At 69.0% G+C, this 21,184-nt stretch carries 23 protein-coding genes and 1 pseudogene; 18 read left to right on the plus strand and 6 right to left on the minus strand.

All coding sequences use genetic code 11. From position 1 onward, the window contains the following. The 12 genes and pseudogenes from IEY70_RS16750 to IEY70_RS16805 all read left to right on the plus strand — a co-directional run. Positions 1–209: pseudogene (locus IEY70_RS16750) on the plus strand (phosphate ABC transporter substrate-binding protein PstS); the annotation flags it as partial. Between the two features lie 176 nt (positions 210–385). Continuing rightward, on the plus strand, positions 386–1,399 hold the full coding sequence (gene pstC, locus IEY70_RS16755) for a phosphate ABC transporter permease subunit PstC (protein WP_189066179.1): 1,014 nt from the start codon (positions 386–388) through the stop codon (positions 1,397–1,399). Between the two features lie 74 nt (positions 1,400–1,473). Next, a complete protein-coding gene (pstA, locus tag IEY70_RS16760) occupies positions 1,474–2,262 on the plus strand; it encodes a phosphate ABC transporter permease PstA (protein ID WP_189066213.1) in 789 nt (262 codons plus the stop codon). A gap of 70 nt (positions 2,263–2,332) precedes the next feature. Further along, positions 2,333–3,091 (plus strand): phosphate ABC transporter ATP-binding protein PstB, encoded by a 759-nt coding sequence (gene pstB / locus IEY70_RS16765; RefSeq protein ID WP_189066180.1) that lies wholly within the window; start codon positions 2,333–2,335, stop codon positions 3,089–3,091. A gap of 4 nt (positions 3,092–3,095) precedes the next feature. Beyond that, a complete protein-coding gene (locus IEY70_RS16770; RefSeq protein ID WP_189066181.1) occupies positions 3,096–3,698 on the plus strand; it encodes a PhoU domain-containing protein in 603 nt (200 codons plus the stop codon). 157 nt (positions 3,699–3,855) lie between these two features. Next, on the plus strand, positions 3,856–4,431 hold the full coding sequence (locus IEY70_RS16775) for a TerD family protein (protein ID WP_189066182.1): 576 nt from the start codon (positions 3,856–3,858) through the stop codon (positions 4,429–4,431). A 134-nt stretch (positions 4,432–4,565) separates the two neighbouring features. Further along, a complete protein-coding gene (locus IEY70_RS21335) occupies positions 4,566–5,858 on the plus strand; it encodes a TerD family protein (RefSeq protein WP_189066183.1) in 1,293 nt (430 codons plus the stop codon). Next, positions 5,855–7,117 (plus strand): VWA domain-containing protein, encoded by a 1,263-nt coding sequence (locus IEY70_RS16785; protein ID WP_189066184.1) that lies wholly within the window; start codon positions 5,855–5,857, stop codon positions 7,115–7,117. The genes IEY70_RS21335 and IEY70_RS16785 overlap by 4 nt, the downstream gene beginning before the upstream one ends. Before the next feature lie 110 nt (positions 7,118–7,227). Beyond that, positions 7,228–7,809, plus strand: a complete 582-nt coding sequence (locus IEY70_RS16790) for a TerD family protein (protein ID WP_189066185.1) — start codon at positions 7,228–7,230, stop codon at positions 7,807–7,809. Between the two features lie 72 nt (positions 7,810–7,881). After that, a complete protein-coding gene (locus IEY70_RS16795; RefSeq protein WP_189066186.1) occupies positions 7,882–8,457 on the plus strand; it encodes a TerD family protein in 576 nt (191 codons plus the stop codon). A 329-nt stretch (positions 8,458–8,786) separates the two neighbouring features. Further along, complete coding sequence (locus IEY70_RS16800; protein ID WP_189066187.1) at positions 8,787–9,836, plus strand: DUF475 domain-containing protein; 1,050 nt, start codon at positions 8,787–8,789, stop codon at positions 9,834–9,836. 141 nt (positions 9,837–9,977) lie between these two features. After that, the gene (locus IEY70_RS16805) at positions 9,978–10,529 is read left to right on the plus strand and encodes a hypothetical protein (RefSeq protein ID WP_229778007.1); all 552 of its coding nucleotides are present in this window, start codon (positions 9,978–9,980) and stop codon (positions 10,527–10,529) included. Positions 10,530–10,696: 167 nt separating this feature from the next. On the opposite strand, the gene IEY70_RS16810 is transcribed toward IEY70_RS16805, so the two are convergent. Beyond that, positions 10,697–11,179 carry a DUF6691 family protein gene (locus tag IEY70_RS16810; protein WP_229778008.1) on the minus strand — a complete coding sequence of 161 codons (483 nt, stop codon included), beginning with the start codon at positions 11,177–11,179 and terminating at the stop codon, positions 10,697–10,699. Then, positions 11,176–11,751 carry a YeeE/YedE family protein gene (locus IEY70_RS16815; RefSeq protein ID WP_189066188.1) on the minus strand — a complete coding sequence of 192 codons (576 nt, stop codon included), beginning with the start codon at positions 11,749–11,751 and terminating at the stop codon, positions 11,176–11,178. The genes IEY70_RS16810 and IEY70_RS16815 overlap by 4 nt, the downstream gene beginning before the upstream one ends. Positions 11,752–12,040: 289 nt before the next feature. Between IEY70_RS16815 and IEY70_RS16820 the strand changes: the two genes are divergently transcribed. Next, complete coding sequence (locus IEY70_RS16820) at positions 12,041–12,316, plus strand: hypothetical protein (RefSeq protein ID WP_189066189.1); 276 nt, start codon at positions 12,041–12,043, stop codon at positions 12,314–12,316. A gap of 145 nt (positions 12,317–12,461) precedes the next feature. On the opposite strand, the gene IEY70_RS16825 is transcribed toward IEY70_RS16820, so the two are convergent. Next, positions 12,462–13,034: a hypothetical protein gene (locus tag IEY70_RS16825; protein ID WP_189066190.1), complete on the minus strand. Its 573-nt coding sequence runs from the start codon at positions 13,032–13,034 to the stop codon at positions 12,462–12,464. Positions 13,035–13,097: 63 nt separating this feature from the next. Beyond that, a complete protein-coding gene (locus IEY70_RS16830) occupies positions 13,098–14,024 on the minus strand; it encodes a LysR family transcriptional regulator (protein ID WP_189066191.1) in 927 nt (308 codons plus the stop codon). Between the two features lie 126 nt (positions 14,025–14,150). On the opposite strand from IEY70_RS16830, the gene IEY70_RS16835 reads away from it, so the two are divergent. The 5 genes from IEY70_RS16835 (at position 14,151) to IEY70_RS16855 (ending at position 18,757) form a co-directional block, all read left to right on the plus strand. Continuing rightward, positions 14,151–15,569, plus strand: a complete 1,419-nt coding sequence (locus IEY70_RS16835) for an MBL fold metallo-hydrolase (RefSeq protein WP_189066192.1) — start codon at positions 14,151–14,153, stop codon at positions 15,567–15,569. 46 nt (positions 15,570–15,615) lie between these two features. Next, positions 15,616–15,960 carry a rhodanese-like domain-containing protein gene (locus tag IEY70_RS16840; RefSeq protein ID WP_189066193.1) on the plus strand — a complete coding sequence of 115 codons (345 nt, stop codon included), beginning with the start codon at positions 15,616–15,618 and terminating at the stop codon, positions 15,958–15,960. A 47-nt stretch (positions 15,961–16,007) separates the two neighbouring features. Beyond that, the gene (locus IEY70_RS16845; RefSeq protein WP_189066194.1) at positions 16,008–16,337 is read left to right on the plus strand and encodes a rhodanese-like domain-containing protein; all 330 of its coding nucleotides are present in this window, start codon (positions 16,008–16,010) and stop codon (positions 16,335–16,337) included. A 34-nt stretch (positions 16,338–16,371) separates the two neighbouring features. Then, positions 16,372–17,199, plus strand: a complete 828-nt coding sequence (locus IEY70_RS16850; RefSeq protein ID WP_189066195.1) for a sulfite exporter TauE/SafE family protein — start codon at positions 16,372–16,374, stop codon at positions 17,197–17,199. A 253-nt stretch (positions 17,200–17,452) separates the two neighbouring features. Continuing rightward, positions 17,453–18,757, plus strand: coding sequence for a hydroxyacid-oxoacid transhydrogenase (locus IEY70_RS16855; protein WP_189066196.1), 1,305 nt, complete (start codon positions 17,453–17,455; stop codon positions 18,755–18,757). A 108-nt stretch (positions 18,758–18,865) separates the two neighbouring features. On the opposite strand, the gene IEY70_RS16860 is transcribed toward IEY70_RS16855, so the two are convergent. After that, a complete protein-coding gene (locus IEY70_RS16860; RefSeq protein WP_189066197.1) occupies positions 18,866–19,981 on the minus strand; it encodes a hypothetical protein in 1,116 nt (371 codons plus the stop codon). A 314-nt stretch (positions 19,982–20,295) separates the two neighbouring features. Then, positions 20,296–21,090 carry a hypothetical protein gene (locus IEY70_RS16865; RefSeq protein ID WP_189066198.1) on the minus strand — a complete coding sequence of 265 codons (795 nt, stop codon included), beginning with the start codon at positions 21,088–21,090 and terminating at the stop codon, positions 20,296–20,298. Positions 21,091–21,184 lie beyond the last annotated feature (94 nt).

Genomic DNA, 21,184 nt, shown 5'->3' on the forward strand with positions numbered 1-21,184 from the left:
GCTTCACGTACGTGATCTTCTACCAGGAGCAGAACTACGGTGGTCGGAGCGCAGGTCAGGCGGGGACGCTGAAGAAACTGCTGACGTGGATGGTGACGGACGGTCAGAAGTACAACGAGGGACTGGATTACGCGCCGCTGCCGAGTAACGCGGCCGCGAAAGCCAAGAGCATCATCGCCAGCATGACCTACAACGGCAAGAAATTCTGAACCCCTGATCCGGTGTTCACTGGTCGGGCGGCCCTGCGTGATGCGGGGCCGCCCGAATTCACGCCCCCCGTGGGGGAAGCGGGGGGAAGTGTCTGCCCCGTGTCAGCTCATATGACGTGGGCCTGACATGACCCGTGTGAACTGATGTCAAATCGCCCCGGAGGGGTCATGAAACCATGAGCGAACCTACACAGTCACCTGCCCGCCCGCCCGCCCAGGCGTCCCTGTCCAGCCGGAGCGACCGGCTGTTCGAGATCCTGATCCTGGCCCTGGCGTCCATCATCGTGTTGATCTTCCTGCTCAGCGTGTACCAGCTGGGCACCGAGTCCCTCCCGGCCCTGAAACGGTTCGGGCTGGACTTCTTCACGCAGCGCACCTGGAACCCGGTCACCGGCACGTACGGCGCGGTCGCCATGATCACGGGCACCCTGGTCACCAGTCTGGTGGCCCTGGCGATCAGCGTGCCCCTGGCGATTGCCAGCGCGCTGTTCGTGGCCGAGTACGCCCCGAAGTGGCTGGCGAACCCGGTCGGGTACCTGATCGAACTGCTGGCCGCCGTGCCCAGCGTCGTGTACGGCCTGTGGGCGCTGTTCGTGATCGCGCCCATCCTGAGCCGCTGGGAGCAGGGGTTCTTCCAGTCGCCGGACAAGATCGCGCTGTACACCTCCTGCAAGAACCTGTGGGACAGCGGTTCCACGAACCTGCAGTGCTTCTTCGTCCCCAGTTCCTTCGACGGGCGCGGGCTGGCGCTGGCGATCATCATCCTGACCGTCATGATCCTGCCGTACACCGCGTCGGTCGCGCGTGACGTGATCCGGCTGGTGCCGCAGGAGCAGCGCGAGGCGATGTACGCGCTGGGCGCCACCAAGTGGGAAGTCATCTCGCGCGCCATCCTGCCGTACGCCCGCGCGGGCATCATGGGCGGCGTGATCCTCGCGCTGGGCCGCGCGCTCGGCGAGACGCTGGCCGTCGCCATGGTCATCGGGGACAGCCAGGACATCATCAAGAGCCTGTTCGGCGGGGCCAGCACCATGGCGTCCGTGATCGCCAACCAGTTCGGTGACGCGCAGGAAACCCTGCACCGCTCGTCGGTCGTGACGCTGGGCCTGACGCTGTTCTTCCTGAGTGTCGTCGTTAACTACGTCGCGCGCCTGATCATCGCGCGCCTGACGCCCAAGGGGATCCAGTGACCTCCGCACCCACCCGCGTGGCCGCCCCCGCCGGACGCACCCTGAGTCCCGCGCGCCGCATCCAGAACACCGTGATGGGCGGCCTGATCCTGCTCGCGACCCTGCTGGTCGTGGCGCCCCTGATCCTGATCTTCTTCTACCTGATCAAAGAGGGCGTCGGCGCGATCAACCTGGACTTCTTCACGAAAGTTCCCGCGCCCGAGGGTGAGACGGGCGGCGGCCTCGCCAACGCCATCCTGGGCAGCATCGAGATGCTGGCCCTGGCGAGCGTGATCGGCGTGCTCGTGGGCGTGTCCGGCGGGATCTTCCTGTCCGAGTACCCCCGCCACCCGCTGATGCCGACCGTCCGCATGATCAGCGACGTGCTGGCCGGCATTCCCGCGATCGTGATGGGCCTGGTCGCCTACGGCCTGATCGTGCTTCAGTTCGGTTTCTCCGGGTTCGCCGGGGCGCTGGCGCTGGGCTTCCTGATGATTCCCATCGTGGTGCGCACCACCGAGGAAGTCCTGAAACTGGTGCCGCTGACCGTCCGCGAGGCCGGACTGGCGCTGGGCCTGCCCAAGTGGCTGGTCACGCTGCGCATCGTGCTGCCCGCCGCCGCCGGGGGCATCGTGACCGGCGTGATGCTGGCCCTGGCCCGCGTGGCCGGTGAAGCCGCGCCGCTGCTGTTCACCGCCTTCGGGAACAGCGGCATCAACCTCGACCCCAGCAAACCCATGAGCGCCCTGCCGCTCGAAATCTACCGGGGCGCCACCAGCGCCTACGACGAGAACCAGCGCCTTGCCAAGGCCGGGGCGTTGCTGCTGATCACCCTGATCTTCCTGACCAGCCTGCTCGCCCGCCGCGCCAGCCGCCGCAAGTAACGGCCCCCTCACCTCCCGTCTCCCCAAACCTCACCTTCCTGCCGCCCGGCGCGGCACTTTCAGGAGCCACATGACCCCCATCCTCAGCGCGAAGAACGTCAACATCTACTACGGAGACAAGCAGGCCGTCCGGGGCGTGAACCTCGACGTGCAGCGCGGCACCGTGAACGCCCTGATCGGCCCCAGCGGCTGCGGGAAGACCACCTTCCTGCGCGCCATCAACCGCATGCACGACCTCACGCCCGGCGCGCGCGTCGAGGGCACCATCACCCTTGACGGGCAGGACGTGTACGGCCCCGGCGTGGACCCCGTGAACATGCGCCGCCGCGTGGGCATGGTCTTCCAGAAACCCAACCCCTTCCCGACCATGAGCGTGTTCGACAACGTCGTGTCCGGCCTGAAACTCGCCGGAATCCGCGACCAGAAACGCCTGATGGAAATCGCCGAACGCTCCCTGCGCGGCGCGGCCCTCTGGGAGGAAGTCAAGGACCGCCTCAAGACCCCCGCGACCGGCCTGAGCGGCGGGCAGCAGCAGCGCCTGTGCATCGCGCGCGCGCTGGCCGTCGAACCCGAGATCCTGCTGATGGACGAACCCACCAGCGCCCTCGACCCGGCCAGCACCTCCAAGATCGAGGACCTGATGAGCGACCTGAAGAAGGTCACGACCATCGTGATCGTCACGCACAACATGCACCAGGCGGCCCGCGTGAGCGACACCACCAGCTTCTTCCTGAACGGCGACCTCGTCGAGCACGGCGTGACCGATCAGGTGTTCACCAGCCCCCGCGACGAACGCACCGAGGCGTACGTCACCGGGCGCTTCGGCTGAGCCCATGACCGCCCGCCTGGACGAGCAGCTGAGCACGGTCCGCGGTCAGTTCCTGACCATGCAGGACAACCTCGTGTCGCAGCTGCGCCTGATGGGCGACCCGCACCGCGACCCGGCGCAGGTGCAGGCCGACGTGCAGGCCCTGGACCGGCAGATCGACGCGGCCGAGCGGGAGGCCGTGCAGGGCGTGCTGCGCCTGCTGGCCCTGCAATCCCCGGTGGCGCGCGACCTGCGTCTGACCGTGCTGATCCTGCAGAGCACCCCGGACCTGGAACGCGCCGGGGATTACGCCCGGCACCTGTCACGCGACCTCGGCGCCGCCGGTCCCGAGGGCACGCTGGTCCTGGGCGACCTGACCCTGATGGCCGCCACGCTGCGCGCCGCGACCCTGCCCGGCGACGCCACGCTGGCCGCGCAGGTCCGGGAACTGGACGCCCGCGTGGACGCCCGCTTCGGGGCCGCCATGACCGACCTGATCGCCCGGCCCGGCGGTCCCGGCGCGCTGGCCGCCGCCGCGTGGTGGCGCAGCGCCGAGCGGCTGGGCGACCACCTGAAGAACGTCGCGGCGCGCCTGGAAGACCTGTACGCCCGACCGGCCGATCTTTAGCCTGTCTTAAGGATCTGCCGGACGGCGTGCCGGACGGGAACCGGGCGCGTCAGACTCGCGTAAGGGGAAACGGTGCCGCCGGACTCGGCGCGCCGCCGCACCCCCCCACATTCCACTCACGGCGCCCGCACCGGCGGGCCGTATCCAGGAGGACAGCATGGCAGTATCCCTTTCCAAAGGCGGCAACGTTTCCCTCTCCAAGGAGGCCCCGGGCCTCAGCGCCATCACCATCGGCCTGGGCTGGGACCCCCGCGTCACCGACGGGCAGCAGTTCGACCTGGACGGCAGCGTGTTCCTGCTCAACGCCAGCGGCAAGGTCCGCAGCGACAGCGACTTCATCTTCTACAACAACAAGACCAGCAGCGACGGCAGCGTCACGCACGCCGGTGACAACACCACCGGCCAGGGCGACGGCGACGACGAGACCGTCGAGGTGAACCTCGCGGGCGTGCCCGCCGACGTGGACAGGATCGCCGTGTGCGTCACCATCCACGAGGCCGACACGCGCGGCCAGAACTTCGGTCAGGTCAGCAAGGCGTACATCCGCATCATGAACAAGGCCGGTGGCGCCGAGATCGCCCGCTACGACCTGTCCGAGGACGCCAGCACCGACACCGCCATGATCTTCGGCGAGGTCTACCGCAACGGCGCCGACTGGAAGTTCCGCGCGGTCGGTCAGGGCTACGCCGGGGGCCTCGCGCCGCTGGCCCGCAACTTCGGCGTGAACGTCTGAATCCCGCCGCCTGAACGGCGCGTGGAATGCCCGCGCCGTTCAGGCCCCTGCCCGCCTCGCCATCCACACCATCCCCGGAGGGAGGGCCGCACCCGCTGGCCCGCCCTCCTTTCCTTGACCCCGGAGACCCGCCGATGCTGACCTTCCAGACGGGCCAGAAAGCCCGCCTCGCCGACCTGGGCGCCGGAACCACCCTGAGCGTCACGGCCCGCGTGACCGGTCCCGCCCCCGAGTACGACCTGATCCTGTTCGGCCTGGACGACCAGGGCCGCCTGACCGACGACCGGTACATGATCTTCTACAACCAGCCCCGCTCGCCCGAGGGAGCGCTGGCCATGCAGGGCGGCGCGCGCGGCGAGAAGACCTTCACCGCCAACCTGGGCGCCCTGCCGCCCGGCGTGCGTCGCCTGAGTCTGGCCGCCACGGTGGACGGCGCGGCGTCGTTCGGGCAGATCGACCACGCCGAGGTGACCGTGCACCTGGGCGGCGCGCCCGTCGCCTCGTACCGCGTGACCGGGCGTGACTTTCAGGCGCAGCGGGCCGTGATGCTCCTCGACGTGTACCACAAGGACGTGTGGCGCGTCGGGGCAGTCGGGCAGGGCTTCAACGGCGGCCTGGACGCCCTGGTGCGGCACTTCGGCGGTCAGGTGGCCGACACGCCCGCCGCCCGGCCGCCCGCACCGGCCCCTGCACCAACCCCAGCTCCTGCACCGGCACCGGCCCCGCCTCCCACGCCGACCCCCACGGCCACGCCCTCCGCGTCCGGCGGCCTGAACTTCAAACGCGAGCGGCCCCGCCCGGAACCCGCGCCCGCCCCCACACCGGCCGCGCCGTCTGCCGCGCCGGTCAGCCTCCAGAAGATCACGCTGGAGAAACCCGGTCAGACGGCGCGGATCTCGCTGCGCAAGGGCGGCGGCAGCGACCCCATCCGCGTGAACCTCAACTGGAACAAGGGCGGCGGGTTCCTGCGCGGCCGCACCGACCTGGACCTGGGCTGCATGTACGTCATGAACGACGGCGAACGCGGCGTGATCCAGGCGCTCGGGAACCGCTTCGGATCCGACCGTTTCGAGCCGTTCATCCTGCTCGACAAGGACGACCGCACGGGCGCCGCCAGCGACGGCGAGAACCTCACCATTCACCGCCCGGACCTGATTCACACGGTCCTGATCTTCGCGTTCATCTACGAGGGCACCAGCGACTTCACCCGCGTGGGCGGCCGACTCACCATGAAAGACCCGCGCGGGAACGAGATCAGCGTCAACCTCAGCAACCCGGACATGCGCCGCACCTTCTGCGCCATCGCGCAGATCGAGAATCACGGAGGCGAGATCCAGATCACCAAGGAAGAACGCTACTTCACCGGCCACAAGGACTGCGACGAGCACTACGGCTTCGGATTCCAGTGGTCGGCGGGCAGCAAGTGACGGCCCTCCAGGCGGGGCAGCGCGTGCCCCTGGCGGACCTGAACCTGGACCCGGCGGCGCTGGACGTGGGGGTTCACTGCACGCTGCCCGGCACCGACGTGACCGCCTTCGGCCTTCAGGACGGGCGGCTGGCCGACGACCGGTACATGGTCTTCTACAACCAGCCCGCCAGCCCCGAGGGTGCCCTGCGCCTGACCGGGCAGGGGGAACGCACCGCCTTCACGCTGAACCTGAACGCCCTGCCCGCCAGTGTCACCGAGGTCGTGCTGGCCGCCACGCACGACACGCAACCGGTGGCAGCGGCCTCCACCCTGGCCGTCACGGTGGGCGGCGCGAGCTTCGACGTGAAACCGCACCTGCGTGCCGAGAAGGCCGTGATGCTGGTGCGCTTCTACCGGCACGGCGGCGCCTGGAGGCTGGCGACGGTCGCGCAGGGCTTCGACGGTGGCCTGGACGCCCTGGTCCGGCACTTCGGAGGCGAGGTGGCCGCCGACAGCCCCGCCCCGGCCTCCGGCCCGACCCCGCCCGCACCGTCCGCGCCCGTGAACCTCCGCAAGGAGCGTCAGCGGGTGCTGCTGGAAAAAGCGGCGGTCACGCAGCCGCACCTGGTCAACCTGATCAAGACCGCGAACGTCAGCCTGGAAAAACGCGGGCTGGGCGAGGCGCTGTACCGCGTGAACCTCGTACTGGACATCAGCGGCAGCATGAGCCGCGAGTACCGCAGCGGCGCCGTGCAGAACCTCGCCGAACGCGCCCTGGCCCTCGCCGCCCGCCTGGACGACGACGGACAGGTGGACGTGTACCTGTTCGGGATCAAGGCCCACCGCGCCGGGAGCCTCTCACTGGACAACGCGCGCGGCTTCGTGGACCGCCTGAACGTGAAACTGGAGGCCGGCACGCACTACAGCCCGGTCATGCAACTCGTCCGCGAGGACGCCCAGGCCGCCGGGCACGCGCTGCCCACGCTGGTGCTGTTCATCACGGACGGCGGCAGCAGCAACCGCGACGCCGTGATCCGCCAGATGACCGACTCGTCCCGCGAACCGATCTTCTGGAAGTTCATGGGCATCGACCAGGGCGGCGTGAACTTCGACTTCCTGGAGAAACTCGACGACCTGCGCGGCCGCACGGTCGACAACGCCGACTTCTTCAGCGTCCCGGCGCCCATCACCACCCCCGACCCGCAGCTGTTCGAGTTGCTGGTGAACGAACTCGACAGCTGGCAGCGCGCCGCCCGCACCGCCGGCATCCTGCGCTGACCCGTTCTGCGCGGACCGGGCGCATCTGCGCGTCAGGACACGCGGCGCATCCGGTAGATTCACCCTGACCGCCCCCTCTCCCGCATTCCCCCCCATCAAGGAGTACCGACATGCCCATCTCACTGCAAAAAGGCCAGCAGATCAGCCTCGCCAAGGAAGCCGGACCCAGCCTCCAGACCGTCCGCATGGGCCTTGGCTGGGACGCCATCAAGAAGAAGGGCTTCCTGGGGTTCGGCGGCGGCACCGTCGACGTGGACCTCGACGCGAACGCCCTGATGTTCGACGCGTCCGGGCAACTGATCGACGTGGTGTGGTTCCGGCAGTTGCAGAGCAAGGACGGCAGCGTCCGCCACAGCGGCGACAACCGCACGGGCGCCGGTGACGGCGACGACGAGACCATCACCGTCGACCTGACCCGCCTGCCCGGCGCCGTGCAGACCGTGATCTTCAGCGTGAACAACTACACCGGCCAGAACTTCAACCAGGTCGAGAACGCCTACTGCCGCCTCGTGAACACCCAGGGCGACAAGGAAATCGCGCGTTTCAACCTCAGCGTGCAGGGCGACCACACCGCCATGATCCTCGCCAGCCTGAAGCGCAGCGGCGCCGACTGGACCATGACCGCCATCGGCACCCCCTCGCGCGGGCGCACGTACACCGACAACCTGCCCGACATGCGCCCCCACCTGTAAGCCTCATCAGTCGGCCCAATCGGTGGGCACGTTCCCCGGCATCCCTTCACTCCAAGCAAAGGACGGTACATCATGGCTCTCTCCCTCCAGAAAGGCGGCAACATCTCCCTGAGCAAGCAGGACGCCAACCTGCAACGCATTCTCGTGGGCCTCGGCTGGGACCCGCGCAGCACTGACGGTCAGGCCTTCGACCTGGACGCCAGCGCCTTCCTGCTGACCGCAGGCGGGCGCGTGCGCGGCGACCACGACTTCATCTTCTACAACCAGCTGCGCAGCGCCGACGGCAGCGTCGAACACACCGGCGACAACCGCACGGGCGTCGGCGACGGTGACGACGAGAGCGTCCGCGTGGACCTCACGAAAGTCCCGGCCGAGATCGAGAAGATCGCCGTGACCGTCACCATCGACGAGGCCGACGCCCGCCGCCAGAACTTCGGTCAGGTGGGCGGCGCGTTCATCCGCATCCTGAACGAGGACACCGGCCAGGAACTCACCCGCTACGACCTCGGCGAGGACTTCAGCACCGAGACGGCCGTCATCTTCGGCGAGATCTACCGCCACGGCGGCGAATGGAAGTTCCGCGCGGTCGGACAGGGCTTCGCCGGCGGCCTGGGCCCGATGGCCCGCAACTACGGCGTGAACGTCTGATACGGACTGCCGTCTGTTTCGCCAGCAATCCGGAACCCCACCGGATTGTCGGCTCCACATCCGGAACCCGTTTCTTTCCTACTCGCCTCCGCCCGGATTGAATGCCTCTGTAATCCGTTCAATCCGGGTCCGCCTGAGCCCTCTGTGATCCATCATGCCGTAGCGCGGTACTGTACGAGCCGCGTTGCGGCATGATCTGGTACGGACCGCGCCCGAGGGGCGCCGCCATCCAGCCCTGCGCGCCTGATCCGCGCCTCGCTCCGCGCCGGTCAGGCGCTCTTCACACCTCACCCGGCGGGCACGCGCCCGCCACCAGGAGTCCCCAGAGAATGAATACCTTCCGTCAGTATTTCGGTTTCGCCACCCTCGTCGCCGTGGTCTGCCTCGTGCTGGCCGCCTGGGACGGGTACGTCCGCGGGGGCAGCACCCTGACCGCGCTGCTGAACGCCCTCGTGATCGCCGTGCTGCTGGGCGTCCTGGAGATCAGCCTGTCCTTCGACAACGCGGTCGTGAACGCCAGCGTCCTGCGCACCATGAGCGAGAAGTGGCAGCGCCGCTTCCTCACCTGGGGCATCCTGATCGCCGTGTTCGGCATGCGCTTCATCTTCCCGATCGTGATCGTGGCGCTGACCTCCGGGCTGGGCATGATCGAGGTCGTCCGCGCGGCCTTCAGTCAGCCCGAGTTCTACGCCGAGCAGCTGGAAAAGGCGCACGTTTCCATCAGCGCCTTCGGCGGCGCGTTCCTGATGATGGTGTTCCTGAAGTACTTCATGGACCCCGACAAGGAAGAGCACTGGCTCCAGCGGACCGAGGGCGTCCTGGCCCGCATCGGCAAGCTGGACACCGTTCAGGCCGTGATCGTGGGCACGCTGCTGCTGATCATCACGCAGTACTTCGTGGCGCCCGAGGAGAAACTCCAGGCCCTGAGCGCCGGGTTCATCGGCCTGCTGATCTACCTCGTCATGGACGCCATCGGTAACCTGTTCGAGGCGGACAACGTGACCGCCAAGGCCGGTGCCGCGGGCTTCAGCGCCTTCATGTACCTGGAAATCCTGGACGCCAGCTTCAGCCTCGACGGCGTGATCGGCGCGTTCGCCCTGACGACCGACATCGTCCTGATCGCCGCCGGTCTGACCATCGGCGCGATCTTCGTGCGTTCGCTGACCGTCATGATGGTCAAGAAAGGCACCCTGGAAGCCTACCGGTTCCTGGAACACGGCGCGCACTACGGCATCGGCGCGCTGGCGATCATCATGCTGATCAGCATGAACCGCGACGTGCACATCCCGGAAGTCATCACCGGCCTGATCGGCGCGGGCTTCATCGTGGTGGCCGTGATTGCCAGCATGCGCGCCAACAAACGCGACCTGCCTGCCTGATCCGACCCACCCGCGCGGCCCGGCCTTCCCCAGTGGACGGCCGGGCCGTTCCCGTGGGCGCCGGGAGCGGTGGGAGGGCAGGGTCTATAGTGGTGGGGCCGCGCCAGGGAGGATTCCCGCGCGGCCCAGAAGAGGTGAAGTGTGAGCAGCGAGAACGAAACCGGACAAGGCCCGGAAGGAAGCACGCAGGTCGGCGCGCAGGCCCCTGAAACCCTGAGCGGCGCCGTGCGCGCCTGGCAGGCCGGGCACCTGACGCAGGAGGGCGTCGTGGCGCGGTTCACGGCCCTGCGGCGCGATGAGGGCAGCGAGGTGCGCGGCGCGATCGACGAACTGCTGCTGGGCGCCGCCGGCGGTCCGGTGCTGGGCGCCGCTCACGGGGCACCCGAGACGGCGACCGACGCGTGGCGTGAGGAACTGATGGCCAGCCGCGCCCGCGCCTGGAGTTCCCCGGATCAGGCGGGGTTGCTGGTCGGGCCGAGCGTGCTGATCCTGACCGACGGTCTGCGCGGCGTGGTCCTGAGCGCCGCCGGGACCCGCGCCCTGACCGGCAGCGTGAGCGGCTCGCTGATGCTGCTGTGCCAGACGATCGTGCTGGCGCAGGGCGCCCTGGACTCCCGGACGATGGGGGACCTGCGCCAGCAGCGGATCGAGTCGGCGTCCACGTCCATGTCCGAGATCGAACCTATTTCCTGACCCCGGGCGGGCCGCCCGGCGTGACGGCCCGGTACAGTGGCGCGGAGGCGACCAGGGATGAGTCCGGGTCGCCTCCGTGTCGTTCTCTCTGCGCTGTTCTCCCAGCGCCGCTGTCTCTGCGCTGTGTGGGTCTCTGCGCCGTGTGGGTCTCTGCGCCGTGTGTCCGGTCAGTGGGGGAGGCGGTGGCGCACGGCGCCGTACAGGTACGTGCCGAGCAGCGCGAAGCCCAGGACGACCAGCATGGAGGCCGCGCCGCTGCCGAGCAGCGTGAAGATCGGCCCCGGGCACACGCCGGCCAGGCCCCAGCCGACGCCGAAGGTCGCGCCGCCCAGCACGTACCGCACCCAGCCGCGTTCCTTGGGCGCGACCGTGATGGTCTGCCCGTCCAGGCTGCGGGCGCCGCTGCGGCGCAGCAGCCAGGTGGTGAGCATGCCAGTCAGGATGGCCGAGCCGATCAGGCCGTACATGTGGAACGCCTCGAAGCGGAACATCTCCTGAATGCGGTACCAGCTGGCCGCCTCGGATTTCACGAGGACCACGCCGAAGTACAGGCCCATCAGCAGGTACACGGGCAGGCCGGTGGTGGCCCGCGCGCCGCTGCCGGGTGTGGCGTGCACGCCGGGAATCCGGTCGTTGGTGGGGGCGCTCACTGGACGGCCCTCATCAGGACGGGCAGCAGCAGGTTCGCGCTGAGGATGCCGCCCGCGAAGAACGAGACGGTGGCGATCAGGCTGGGGGCCTGCAGGGTGCTGAGGCCGGTGATGGCGTGACCGCTGGTGCAGCCGCCCCCGTAGCGGGTGCCGAAGCCCACCAGCAGGCCCGACAGGCCCAGCAGCAACCACACGCCCGGGTTCGACAGGTCGGTCAGTGCGGCCGGGAGCAGGCCGGGTTGCACCTGAACGCCCAGCGCCTGCACGGACGCGGTGCCCGCCGCGCTGAGGCGGGTGGGTTCGGGATTGGCGAGCAGCAGTCCGGCCAGCGTGCCGCCCAGGATCAGTCCGGCGGCGAAGGTCAGGTTCCAGCGTTCGGCGCGCCAGTCGTAGCGGAAGAAGCCGGGTTTGGCCGCGTCGGGCAGCAGGATGGCGCAGGCGTGGCGCAGGTTCGAGGAGATCCCGAAGGAGCGGTTGCCGAGCCACAGCAGCAGTGGCACGGTCAGGCCGATCAGGGGGCCGCCCACGTACCAGGGCCAGGGGGAGCGCAGCAGGTCGAGCAGGTCAGTCATGGGTGTGTGGAACCTCGGGGAAGGGGGGGAAGCGGGGGGGGCGGGTGCGGGTTGCCGCACAGGCTTCCGAAGGTAAACCCCCCGGGGGTACCCTGTCAAATACCCCTGGGGGGTAGGTAAAGGGCGCATGAAGGGGCCCGCCACCCACCCGGACCCACCCCGGACACCCACGCAGCCGACACGGACGGCCGCCACCAGTCCACCCCGCGGGCCGAATCTGATCACTTAACGTCATACTTCATGAAAGTCTGGCACATCTCACGCGGCCCACAGCGTTCAGACTGGGGGAGTGAGTTCCCCCCAGTCCCCCCTGACCTGTGAAGACGCCCTGCGCGGCCTGATTGGCGGTCAGGGCGACCTGCGCGCCTGCCTGAGCGCACTGCTGCCCACCCTGTACGCCCTGGCGCAGCGCCACGCCCTCCCGAACGTCGAGGACGCCGTGGGGTACGCCATGCAGGACATCCGCGACCACTGCCACTGCTGGCCCCGCACCGGCCTGCCCGCCCGCACCTGGGTGCTGGGCCTCGCGCAGCGCCGGTTCCAGCAGGCCCGGCTCGCCGCCTGAACCACCCGTCCGCCGGACCACTGCCCGGTCAGCTCACGGCACATTCATATGGATTCCGATTGAACGGTCTTTTCAGCCTATTCGACCGGAGTCCGTATCAGCTCACGGCGGGGGCGGACCATGGCGGGGGCGGACCACGGCGTGGTCAGGCGGACGCCTGCATGTCGCCCATGTCCTCGGTCACGTCGTCCCAGCCGAGGCTGACGCTGCGCAGTTGCGTGAACTCCAGTGCCTGCATGGCGGCGCGTAGTTGCGCGGTCCACGCGGCGACCTTCTGCTGTTCCTCGTGCGCGGTGGGCGTGGCTGGTGCGCGCCACAGGCGCAGCTTGCGGGTGGGGCGCTGCCGGGCGCGGTGCAGGTCGTCGAGCGCCCCGGCCAGCCCCCAGGTGGCGGTGCTGACCGGAGTCTCCGCGCCGTGCTGAAGTTCGTGCGCGCGGCCCGAGTCGGTCAGCATCTGAAGGTTGGTGGGGTCCGCGCCCAGCGGGGAGGCGCAGCGGGTGTGCAGGTGCTGCGTGTGCCCCAGTTCGGTGTGCAGGCCGATACTGGAACTGGGCCGCAGCAGCCGCTCGCCGCGGATGGCGAGCAGTTCGGTGGGGTTCCCGTCAAGGCCGATGATCCGCAGCCAGGAGCCTTCGCTGCGGCGCGCGTGAATGACGGTGATCGCCTGCGCGGCCCGGTACATGACGTCATCACTGACCAGCAGTTGCTCGAGGTACATACCTCACGCTAACGGGCGGACTAGCACAAACCTCTTATCGGCGTGTCCTTAAGTGCCTGTGGGCTACCGCGCGGCGCCTTCCGGGGGCGGGTCGGGGGCCAGCGCGGCGGGCAGGCGTGACAGGAAGGCGCGCCGCTCCGGGCTGAGCGTCCCGGCGGGCGGGGTGATCAGCAGCAGCGGCACCGACACCTGCGGCGCTTCCAGGCCCAGGGCGCGCAGCGCGCCGCTCTGCGCGGCCCGGTGCACGAAGCCGCGCGTGAGAATCGCGACGCCCTGGGCGTCCAGGAGGGCCTCGTGCACGGCGAACAGGCTGCCGAGTTCCAGTTCGCTGTCCGGGACCACGCCCGCCAGGGCCAGCAGGCGCTGCGCGTGGCGGCGCACACCGGAACCGGGGGAGGGCCACAGGAACGTCTCGCGTTCGAGGCTGTGCGGCGCGACGTACCCGAGCGGGGCGAGCGGGTGGCCGGGGTGCACGCACAGGATCAGGGTGTCCTCGCCGATCACGCGGGATTCCAGGGGGGCCGGTACGGTCAGGCCGGTATCGACGACGATGGCGGCGTCGAGTTGCCCGGCGCGGACCTGTTCGGTCAGGTTGGCGGACAGGCCGCTGATGACCCGCACGGCCCGCTGCGGCGCGCCGGGGCCGAGGCCGCTGCGGGCGAGCCGGGCGGCCGCGCCGGCCAGGGCGTGCGAGAGGCCCAGCCGGACGGTGCGGGCGGGCACGCCGCCGAGCCGGGCGACGGTCTCGGCGGCGCGGGCGGCGTGACTGGCGACGGCCTGCGCGTGCGGCAGGAGTTCCAGTCCGGCGGCGGTCAGGGTCACGCCGTGCGAGTGCCGGTCGTAGAGGGCCTGCCCGGTCTGCCGTTGCAGCAGTTTCAGCTGCGCGCTGACCGACGACTGGCTGAGGTTGAGGTGCCGCGCGGCGTCGGTGACGCTCCCGAGCTGCGCGACGACGCTGAAGGTGATCAGGTGGTCCGGCGAGAGGCGCATGCCCACAGCCTACCTCTGAATTCGCCTCTGGCGATTGCTTGTATCAGGAATATCGATATCAGGCCCGGACATCTTGTCTGGATACCCCCCAGGGGTTTACCTTCGGGGTACCCAAGGAGGGACCCCATGTTCTTCAAACGCTTCTACGACACCGACCTCGCCCAGGCCTCCTACATGATCGGCTGCCAGAAAACCGGCGAGTGCCTGGTCGTCGACCCCATCCGCGACGTCCAGACCTACCTGACCGAGGCCGCCGCCCAGAAACTGCGCGTCACGCACGTCACCGAGACGCACATCCACGCCGACTACCTGTCCGGCAGCCGCGAACTGGCCGCCGCGACCGGCGCGCAGCTCCTGCTCTCCGCCGAGGGCGGCCCCGACTGGCAGTACACCTACGACGACGGCAACCGCGCGCCCCTGCACCACCACACGTCCTTCATGGTCGGCAACGTGCGCGTCCAGGCGCTGCACACCCCCGGCCACACCCCCGAACACATGAGCTTCCTGATCACCGACACCCCGCGCGGCGACGCGCCCAGCATGATCCTGACCGGCGACTTCGTGTTCGTCGGCGACCTGGGCCGCCCCGACCTGCTCGACGAGGCCGCCGGCGGCGAAGGCACCCGCTTCGCCGGTGCGCGCCAGATGTTCGCCTCGCTGCGCGACACCTTCCTGACCCTCCCCGACTACGTGCAGGTCTGGCCCGGCCACGGTTCCGGCAGCGCCTGCGGCAAGGCCCTGGGCGCCGTGCCCACCACCACCGTCGGCTACGAACGCGCCCTGAGCTGGTGGGGACGGCTGGTGCAGAGCGGCGACGAGGCCGCCTTCACCGCCGAACTGCTCGCCGGGCAGCCCGACGCGCCGCTGTACTACGGCCGCATGAAAACCCAGAACCGCGCCGGACCCGCCCTGCTCGGCACGCCCGCCCCGCTGCCCGAAGTGAACGCCACCGCCGCCCGCGCCGCCCTGGAGACCGGCACCACCCTGATCGACACCCGCCCCCGCGCCGAGTACCAGCAGGCCGCCCCGACCGGCAGCGTGAACATCCCCGACGGGAACACCCTGGAAACCTGGGCCGGATGGCTGCTGCGCGACGGGCAACCCTACCTGCTGACCGCCCGCGACGCCGCGCACGCCGACACCCTGCGCCGCCGCCTGTGGATGGTCGGACTGGACACCGTCACGGGCTTCATCCGCAGCGTGGACGGCCTGCCCACCACCGACGCCCGGCCCTTCTCGGCCAGCGAACTGCCCCGGCACAGCGGCGCGCTGATCCTGGACGTGCGCGGCAGAACCGAGCACGAGGCGGGCGCCATTCCCGGCAGCGTGCAACTGCACGCCGGACGCCTGCCCTGGAGCCTGGACCGCCTGCCCCGCGACCGCGAGATCGTCGTGCACTGCCAGGGCGGAGCCCGCAGCGCCGCCGCCGCCAGCTTCCTGCGCACCCAGGGCCTGAACGTCACCGAACTCGCCGGAGGCTACGAGGCCTGGCGGGCCGCCCAGCAGCCCACCGAACCGCAACCCACCGAACCGCAACCGGCCTGATCCCGACCTTCCCGGCCTTTCCCGTGACGCACGGGCGGAGTGACCCATGTTCAAGTTCATCAGGAAACTGCTGTCCGGCGCGGCCGGTCCGGAATCCGTCTCACCCGCCGAGGCGCAGGCCCTGATCAGGCAGGGCGCCGTGCTGCTGGACGTCCGCTCGGCCGGGGAACGCCGCGCCGCGCACATCCCGGGCAGCCTGCACATCCCGCTCGATCAACTGCCGGGCCGCCTGTCGAACCTGCCCGCCGGGAAGACCGTGGTGTGCCAGTGCGCCAGCGGCAACCGCAGCGCCCAGGCGGCGCGCCTCCTCGCGGACGCCGGGATCGACAGCCGCAACCTGCGCGGCGGGATCGGCGCGTGGCGGGCCGCCGGACTGCCCGTCCGCACCTGAAGTCACCCGCCAACCCGCCCCCCCCGCCCCTGTTCAGGAGACCCCCAATGACCGACCACGGACTGACCTACCAGGACCTCTACACCGCCGAACTGGAACCCGCCCTGCGGCGCGGCGCGCAGCTGATCGACGTGCGCGAACCCGACGAGTACGTGCAGGGCCACATTCCCGGCGCGCTGAACCTGCCCCTGAGTGAACTGAGCGCCCGGCACGCCGAGATCAGCGGCCCGGCCGTGATCGTGTGCCTGAGCGGGGGCCGCAGCGCGCAGGCCGCGTCGTTCCTGGCCGCGCAGGGCCGCGACGTTCACAACCTGGTGGGCGGCACCGCCGGCTGGATGCGCGAGGGCCGTCCCCTGACCAGCGGCCCGCACCCGTGAACGCCCGCCCCACCCGCCCGCTGCGGGCGCCCGCATGAGCATGGCCCTGATCGGCGCGGTTCTGATCGGCCTGTCGCTGGGCCTGCTCGGCTCGGGCGGCAGCATCCTGACCGTGCCCGTCCTGGTGTACCTCGCGGGTGAACCCGAGAAGCTGGCCGTCACGGAGAGCCTCGCCATCGTGGGCCTGATCAGCCTGTTCAGCGCCGTGCCGTACGCGCTGCGCCGCGCCATCGACGTGCGCCGCGTGCTGCTGTTCGGCCTGCCCGGCATGCTCGGCACGGCCCTGGGTACCGCCCTGAGCGCCCACCTGAGCGGCGCGGCGCAACTCACGCTGTTCGCCGCCGTGATGCTGCTCTCGGCCACGCTGATGTTCCGCCCGCCCCCCACCCGCACGGACCAACCCTCCGGGGGCCAGTCTTCCGGGGAACAGCCTTCCGGTGAGCAGTCCCCGCTGATGACGGCCGCGCAGGGCCTGGGCGTGGGCGTCCTGACCGGCGTGGTCGGCGTGGGCGGCGGGTTCCTGATCATCCCGGCGCTGGTGCTGCTGGGCGGCCTGCCCATGAACCTCGCGGTGGGCACCAGTCTGGTCATCATCACCATGAACAGCGCCACCGGGTTCGCGCGGCACCTCAGCCTGCCCGGCACGGCCGAGCAACTGCACTGGCCGCTGATCCTGACCTTCGGCCTGATCGGCGTGGGCGGCAGCCTGCTCGGCTCACGCCTGAACGGCCGGGTGTCGAACGTCGCCCTGCGGCGCGGCTTCGCGGCCTTCCTGGTCGTCATGGGCAGTTACGTGCTGGCCACCAACGCCCCCCGCGTCCTGCACCCCGCGCCCCCGCAGGCCGCCGTACTGGGCCGCTGAGTGCTGGGCCGCTGAAACAGCCCGCAGGACGGCCCCTGCACGCGATCCCTCTCCAGCCCCAGCCCGGAGAGGGGTATTTGCCGTCCCGCACGCCCAGATGCCCAGCCGGATGCCCAGCCGGACGCAGCGCCGGGTGCGGCGCGGGTGGGTGTGGCATACTCCGGCCACAGATCATCCGGGAACATTCGACGAACCGCAGGGTTCGCGGCCCGCCTCACGGCTGGGCGCGGCCCTGCCGGGCCGGGAGGGGCACATGACGCAGGACGCACACGCCACAGACACGCAGCGCGAGACGGTCTTCACGGTCGAGGCCACACCCGTGAAATTCGGGGAGGGCGCCGCGCTGGACGCCGGGTGGGAACTGCGGCGACTGGGCGCGCAGCGGGTGTTCGTGGTGATCGACCCGCACGTTCGCCACCTGGGCGTCGCCGACCCGGTCTTGGCCGCCATGCGCGCCGCCGGACTGCACCTGACCGAGTTCACGGACGTGGACACCGAACCGGACCTCGCGGCGCTGGAACGCGCCGTGCAGGCCGCCCGCGCCGCCAACCCCGACTCGTTCGCGGCGATCGGGGGCGGCAGCGCCATCGACACCGCCAAGGTCGCGAACCTGCTGTTCACGCACGGCGGGCAGATCATGGATTACGTGAACGTCCCGGTCGGGGCCGGGCGGCGCCCCCCGTCGCCGCTGCGGCCGCTGCTGGCCATCCCGACCACGTCCGGCAGCGGGTCAGAGGCGACCACCGTGGCGATCCTGGACCTGCCGCACCTGAACATCAAGTCCGGCCTGAGCCACCGCACGCTGCGGCCCGCGCAGGCCATCGTGGACCCGGACCTGACCCGCACCGCGCCGCCCGCCGTGACCGCCGCCGCCGGACTGGACGTCGTCTGCCACGCCGCCGAGAGTTACCTCAGCCGCCCGTACACCACCCGCGACCGCCCCGCCACGCCCGACGACCGCCCCCCGTACCAGGGCAGCAACCCGGTCGCGGACCTGTGGTCCGCGCAGGCCCTGCGTTACGGCGGGCAGTACCTGCGCCGCGCCGTGCACGGCACCGGGGGCGAACCGGACACGCAGGCGCGCGGGTTCATGATGCTCAGCGCCACCATGGCCGGCGTGGGCTTCGGCTCGGCCGGCGTGCACATCCCGCACGCCTGCGCGTACCCCATCGCGGGCCTGCGGCACACCTACCGCCACCCCGGCTACCCCGGCGAGAAGCGGTTCGTTCCGCACGGCTTCTCGGTGATCGTGACCGCCCCCGCCGCGTTCCGGTTCACGTTCGACGCGGACCCCGCCCGGCACCTGTTCGCCGCGACCTGCCTGACCGGGCAGACGTACGCCCCGGACGACCGGGACGCCCTCCCAGACGCCCTGCTGAACCTGATGCGGGACGTGGGCGCCCCCAGCGGCGTCGCCGCGCTCGGGTACGACGAGACCGACATTCCCGCGCTGGTCGACGGCGCCCTGAAACAGCAGCGTCTGCTGGCCGTCGCGCCCCGCCAGCCCGGCCCGGACGACCTCGCGCAGATCTTCCGGGACTCCATGCACAACTGGTGACCCCCAGCCCGACCGGTAGCCCGCCGGCGTACCCCGTCCGCTCAGCCGCCCATCACGTCACGGCCCACCACGTCGCCGCCAACGCGTCCTCCACCTGGGTACGGACGCCTAGACGTTCCAGATGGACTCATTCAAATTCGACTTTCGTATAAATCCCGCATGCTGCATCAGTCTTTTCGTCTGATAGTTGATCGAAGGCCTGAGATGGCTCAGGTCAACCTTCTCCCAGTCGATCAGATAATCGTCTCCCAGAACAGAGCCGCTCGATTCGGGTTTAAAGAAGTAGATCATGGAAGTATCGTGATCCAACCTGTCGCACTCCCTGACGATTTCGAGGTAACTGACCGGTTCGTTTTTCGGCAGTCTCTTGATGCCATTGATCAGGAGATTCAATTTGTCATCGTGCAGCATGAGCATCCGCAGGATTCCCGCAGCCTGCGGCCACACTTCGATCAGAAGCTTCCGCCTGAGAGCAGCGTGAACATTCCGCCAGTCCTCAATAGACACCTTCAATGCCATCTGCACCGAAAATCCCATTTCGGTCAGCGTGTACTCGTCCCCCTGCCTGTGCATCAGGCCAAGGCGAACCGCTCCGGCTGCCGCTCCGGTAAACCCTGCGCTCTCCGAACTTCCGAATTCCGCATACATACTCTGCATGGACACCCGCCCGTACGTAACTCCAAAATCCATCACGGATACCCAGAAAAGATAATGCGTGGGCAGATTGTACAGAAAACTGTTGGAAGACTTCACGGATACCGCCGCATTGAACTGACGTCTGACCCTATCAGAGTATGATTTCTCCGGATTCGTGGACACTGGATGATGCACCATCTCGCACTCCGAATCCACGCATATGAGGCCGATGTTTTTCCTTCTGGTGAGCTCGATCACGACAGGGGAGAGCGAAGATCTGGGAATCGCATAGAATACCGCGTGGAAACCATACTGATACACCTCCGCCTGAGCAATTCCCTTCAGGATATCATGACTTCCCTTGGCCTCCACCGCATACAGAGAGTCGCCATCCGAAAGCCTGCCGACAACATCTGGATGAACGGTGAACCCCTGTAATGGCAGGCTGAACCTCTGAACATCTCTGCCTGCAAAGATGCTGCTCAGGCTCGGGTGATAGTCGATGTAGACGTCCTCACTGGCCAGACCATGAAGTCTGCCCGATTTGACCGAATCATACAAAGACCTGATGACATCCACTTCATTCATGTTTCCCCTTCAGACGTGCTCCCGGTGATCGACAACGGCACGCGCAGATGCAGGCGGCAGCCCAGGCAGAACCATCCGCCCAGCAGACGCAAGTGCCCGGATCAGGTCCACTGCAACCACGCGCGCCGCATTCCCAACGACAGCCAGAATGCGAAATCACGCACCGACGTGTTGAGAACAGTCACTGAAGGCCCGTCAGATGCGAAAACGCTAACACGTGATGCCGGACGCAGCAGCGGCACACCCGGCCAGATGCTCCCACCCCCGCACCACCCGCCAGTCAATCCGTGAATGTCGTCACTGGCGCACCTGCTCTAGAACAGGTGACGCACCCGCCACGTCGTATCCGCACTGCCGGGCGCGTATTTGATGACCCCCACCGTCCTGGTCGGTTCAGTTCTGGAAACGAATTCGGGAGGACCAGCCCACTTCTGCCGGTCCAGCAGACCGTAAAACTGAGGCGACGGGCCTTTCCGGACATGGATCTTGATGGACTCCTCGTGACCTTCCCACCCGCCGCCGTACGACGAACTGACCGGGAAAGCCTGCCAGAAAACCCATCTCCCCGGACCATAGCGGAAGAGGTACAGATCGGTGAGCATCATTTCCCCAGGCGTGCAATCAAGAGTGAACGCCACTTCACGCAGGCCGTTCTGATCCACATCGCGCAACGAATAACCCTGACCGACCCAGCAGGATTCGGCATCAGTATCAATCGCTGGCTCCACGAGATCGGCCGTCAGGCCCTTCGCGCCGCTCAGGACGAACAGCAGCACGGGCGGCTCGGCCTCCGAGACACTGAACACCGTCAGGCGTTCCGGCGTGCCCGACCGGAACGGTGCAGAGATCGTGAACAACACCGTTTTCAGGCTGACCCCCTGACTGTACGGCCACTTCCGCTTCAGGTCCTGCACTTCGGGCCGGGCGTTCAGCGTGCGGGCCAGGGTGGTCACGGCCTGCTGATCAGCGGCGCTCAGTGCCGCTCTGGGCGTCTTGGCCAGCGGATCATGCACCAGCGGCAACTTCTGCACGTCCGCCACCGTCTGCGCCGCACCCGTGGACAGCACAAGGGACACCAGCAACCCACCAAGCAACCGGAAAGGCTTCATGCCGCAGGCTAACGTGTCCGGGTCCGTCTCGCTGCCCAGGTTGGGCGAGCACCCAGCTCATCTCCCAGCAACGACAGGCAACAGTGGCGCTCCC

It is taken from the genome of Deinococcus seoulensis (genome assembly GCF_014648115.1).
Taxonomy (GTDB): domain Bacteria; phylum Deinococcota; class Deinococci; order Deinococcales; family Deinococcaceae; genus Deinococcus; species Deinococcus seoulensis.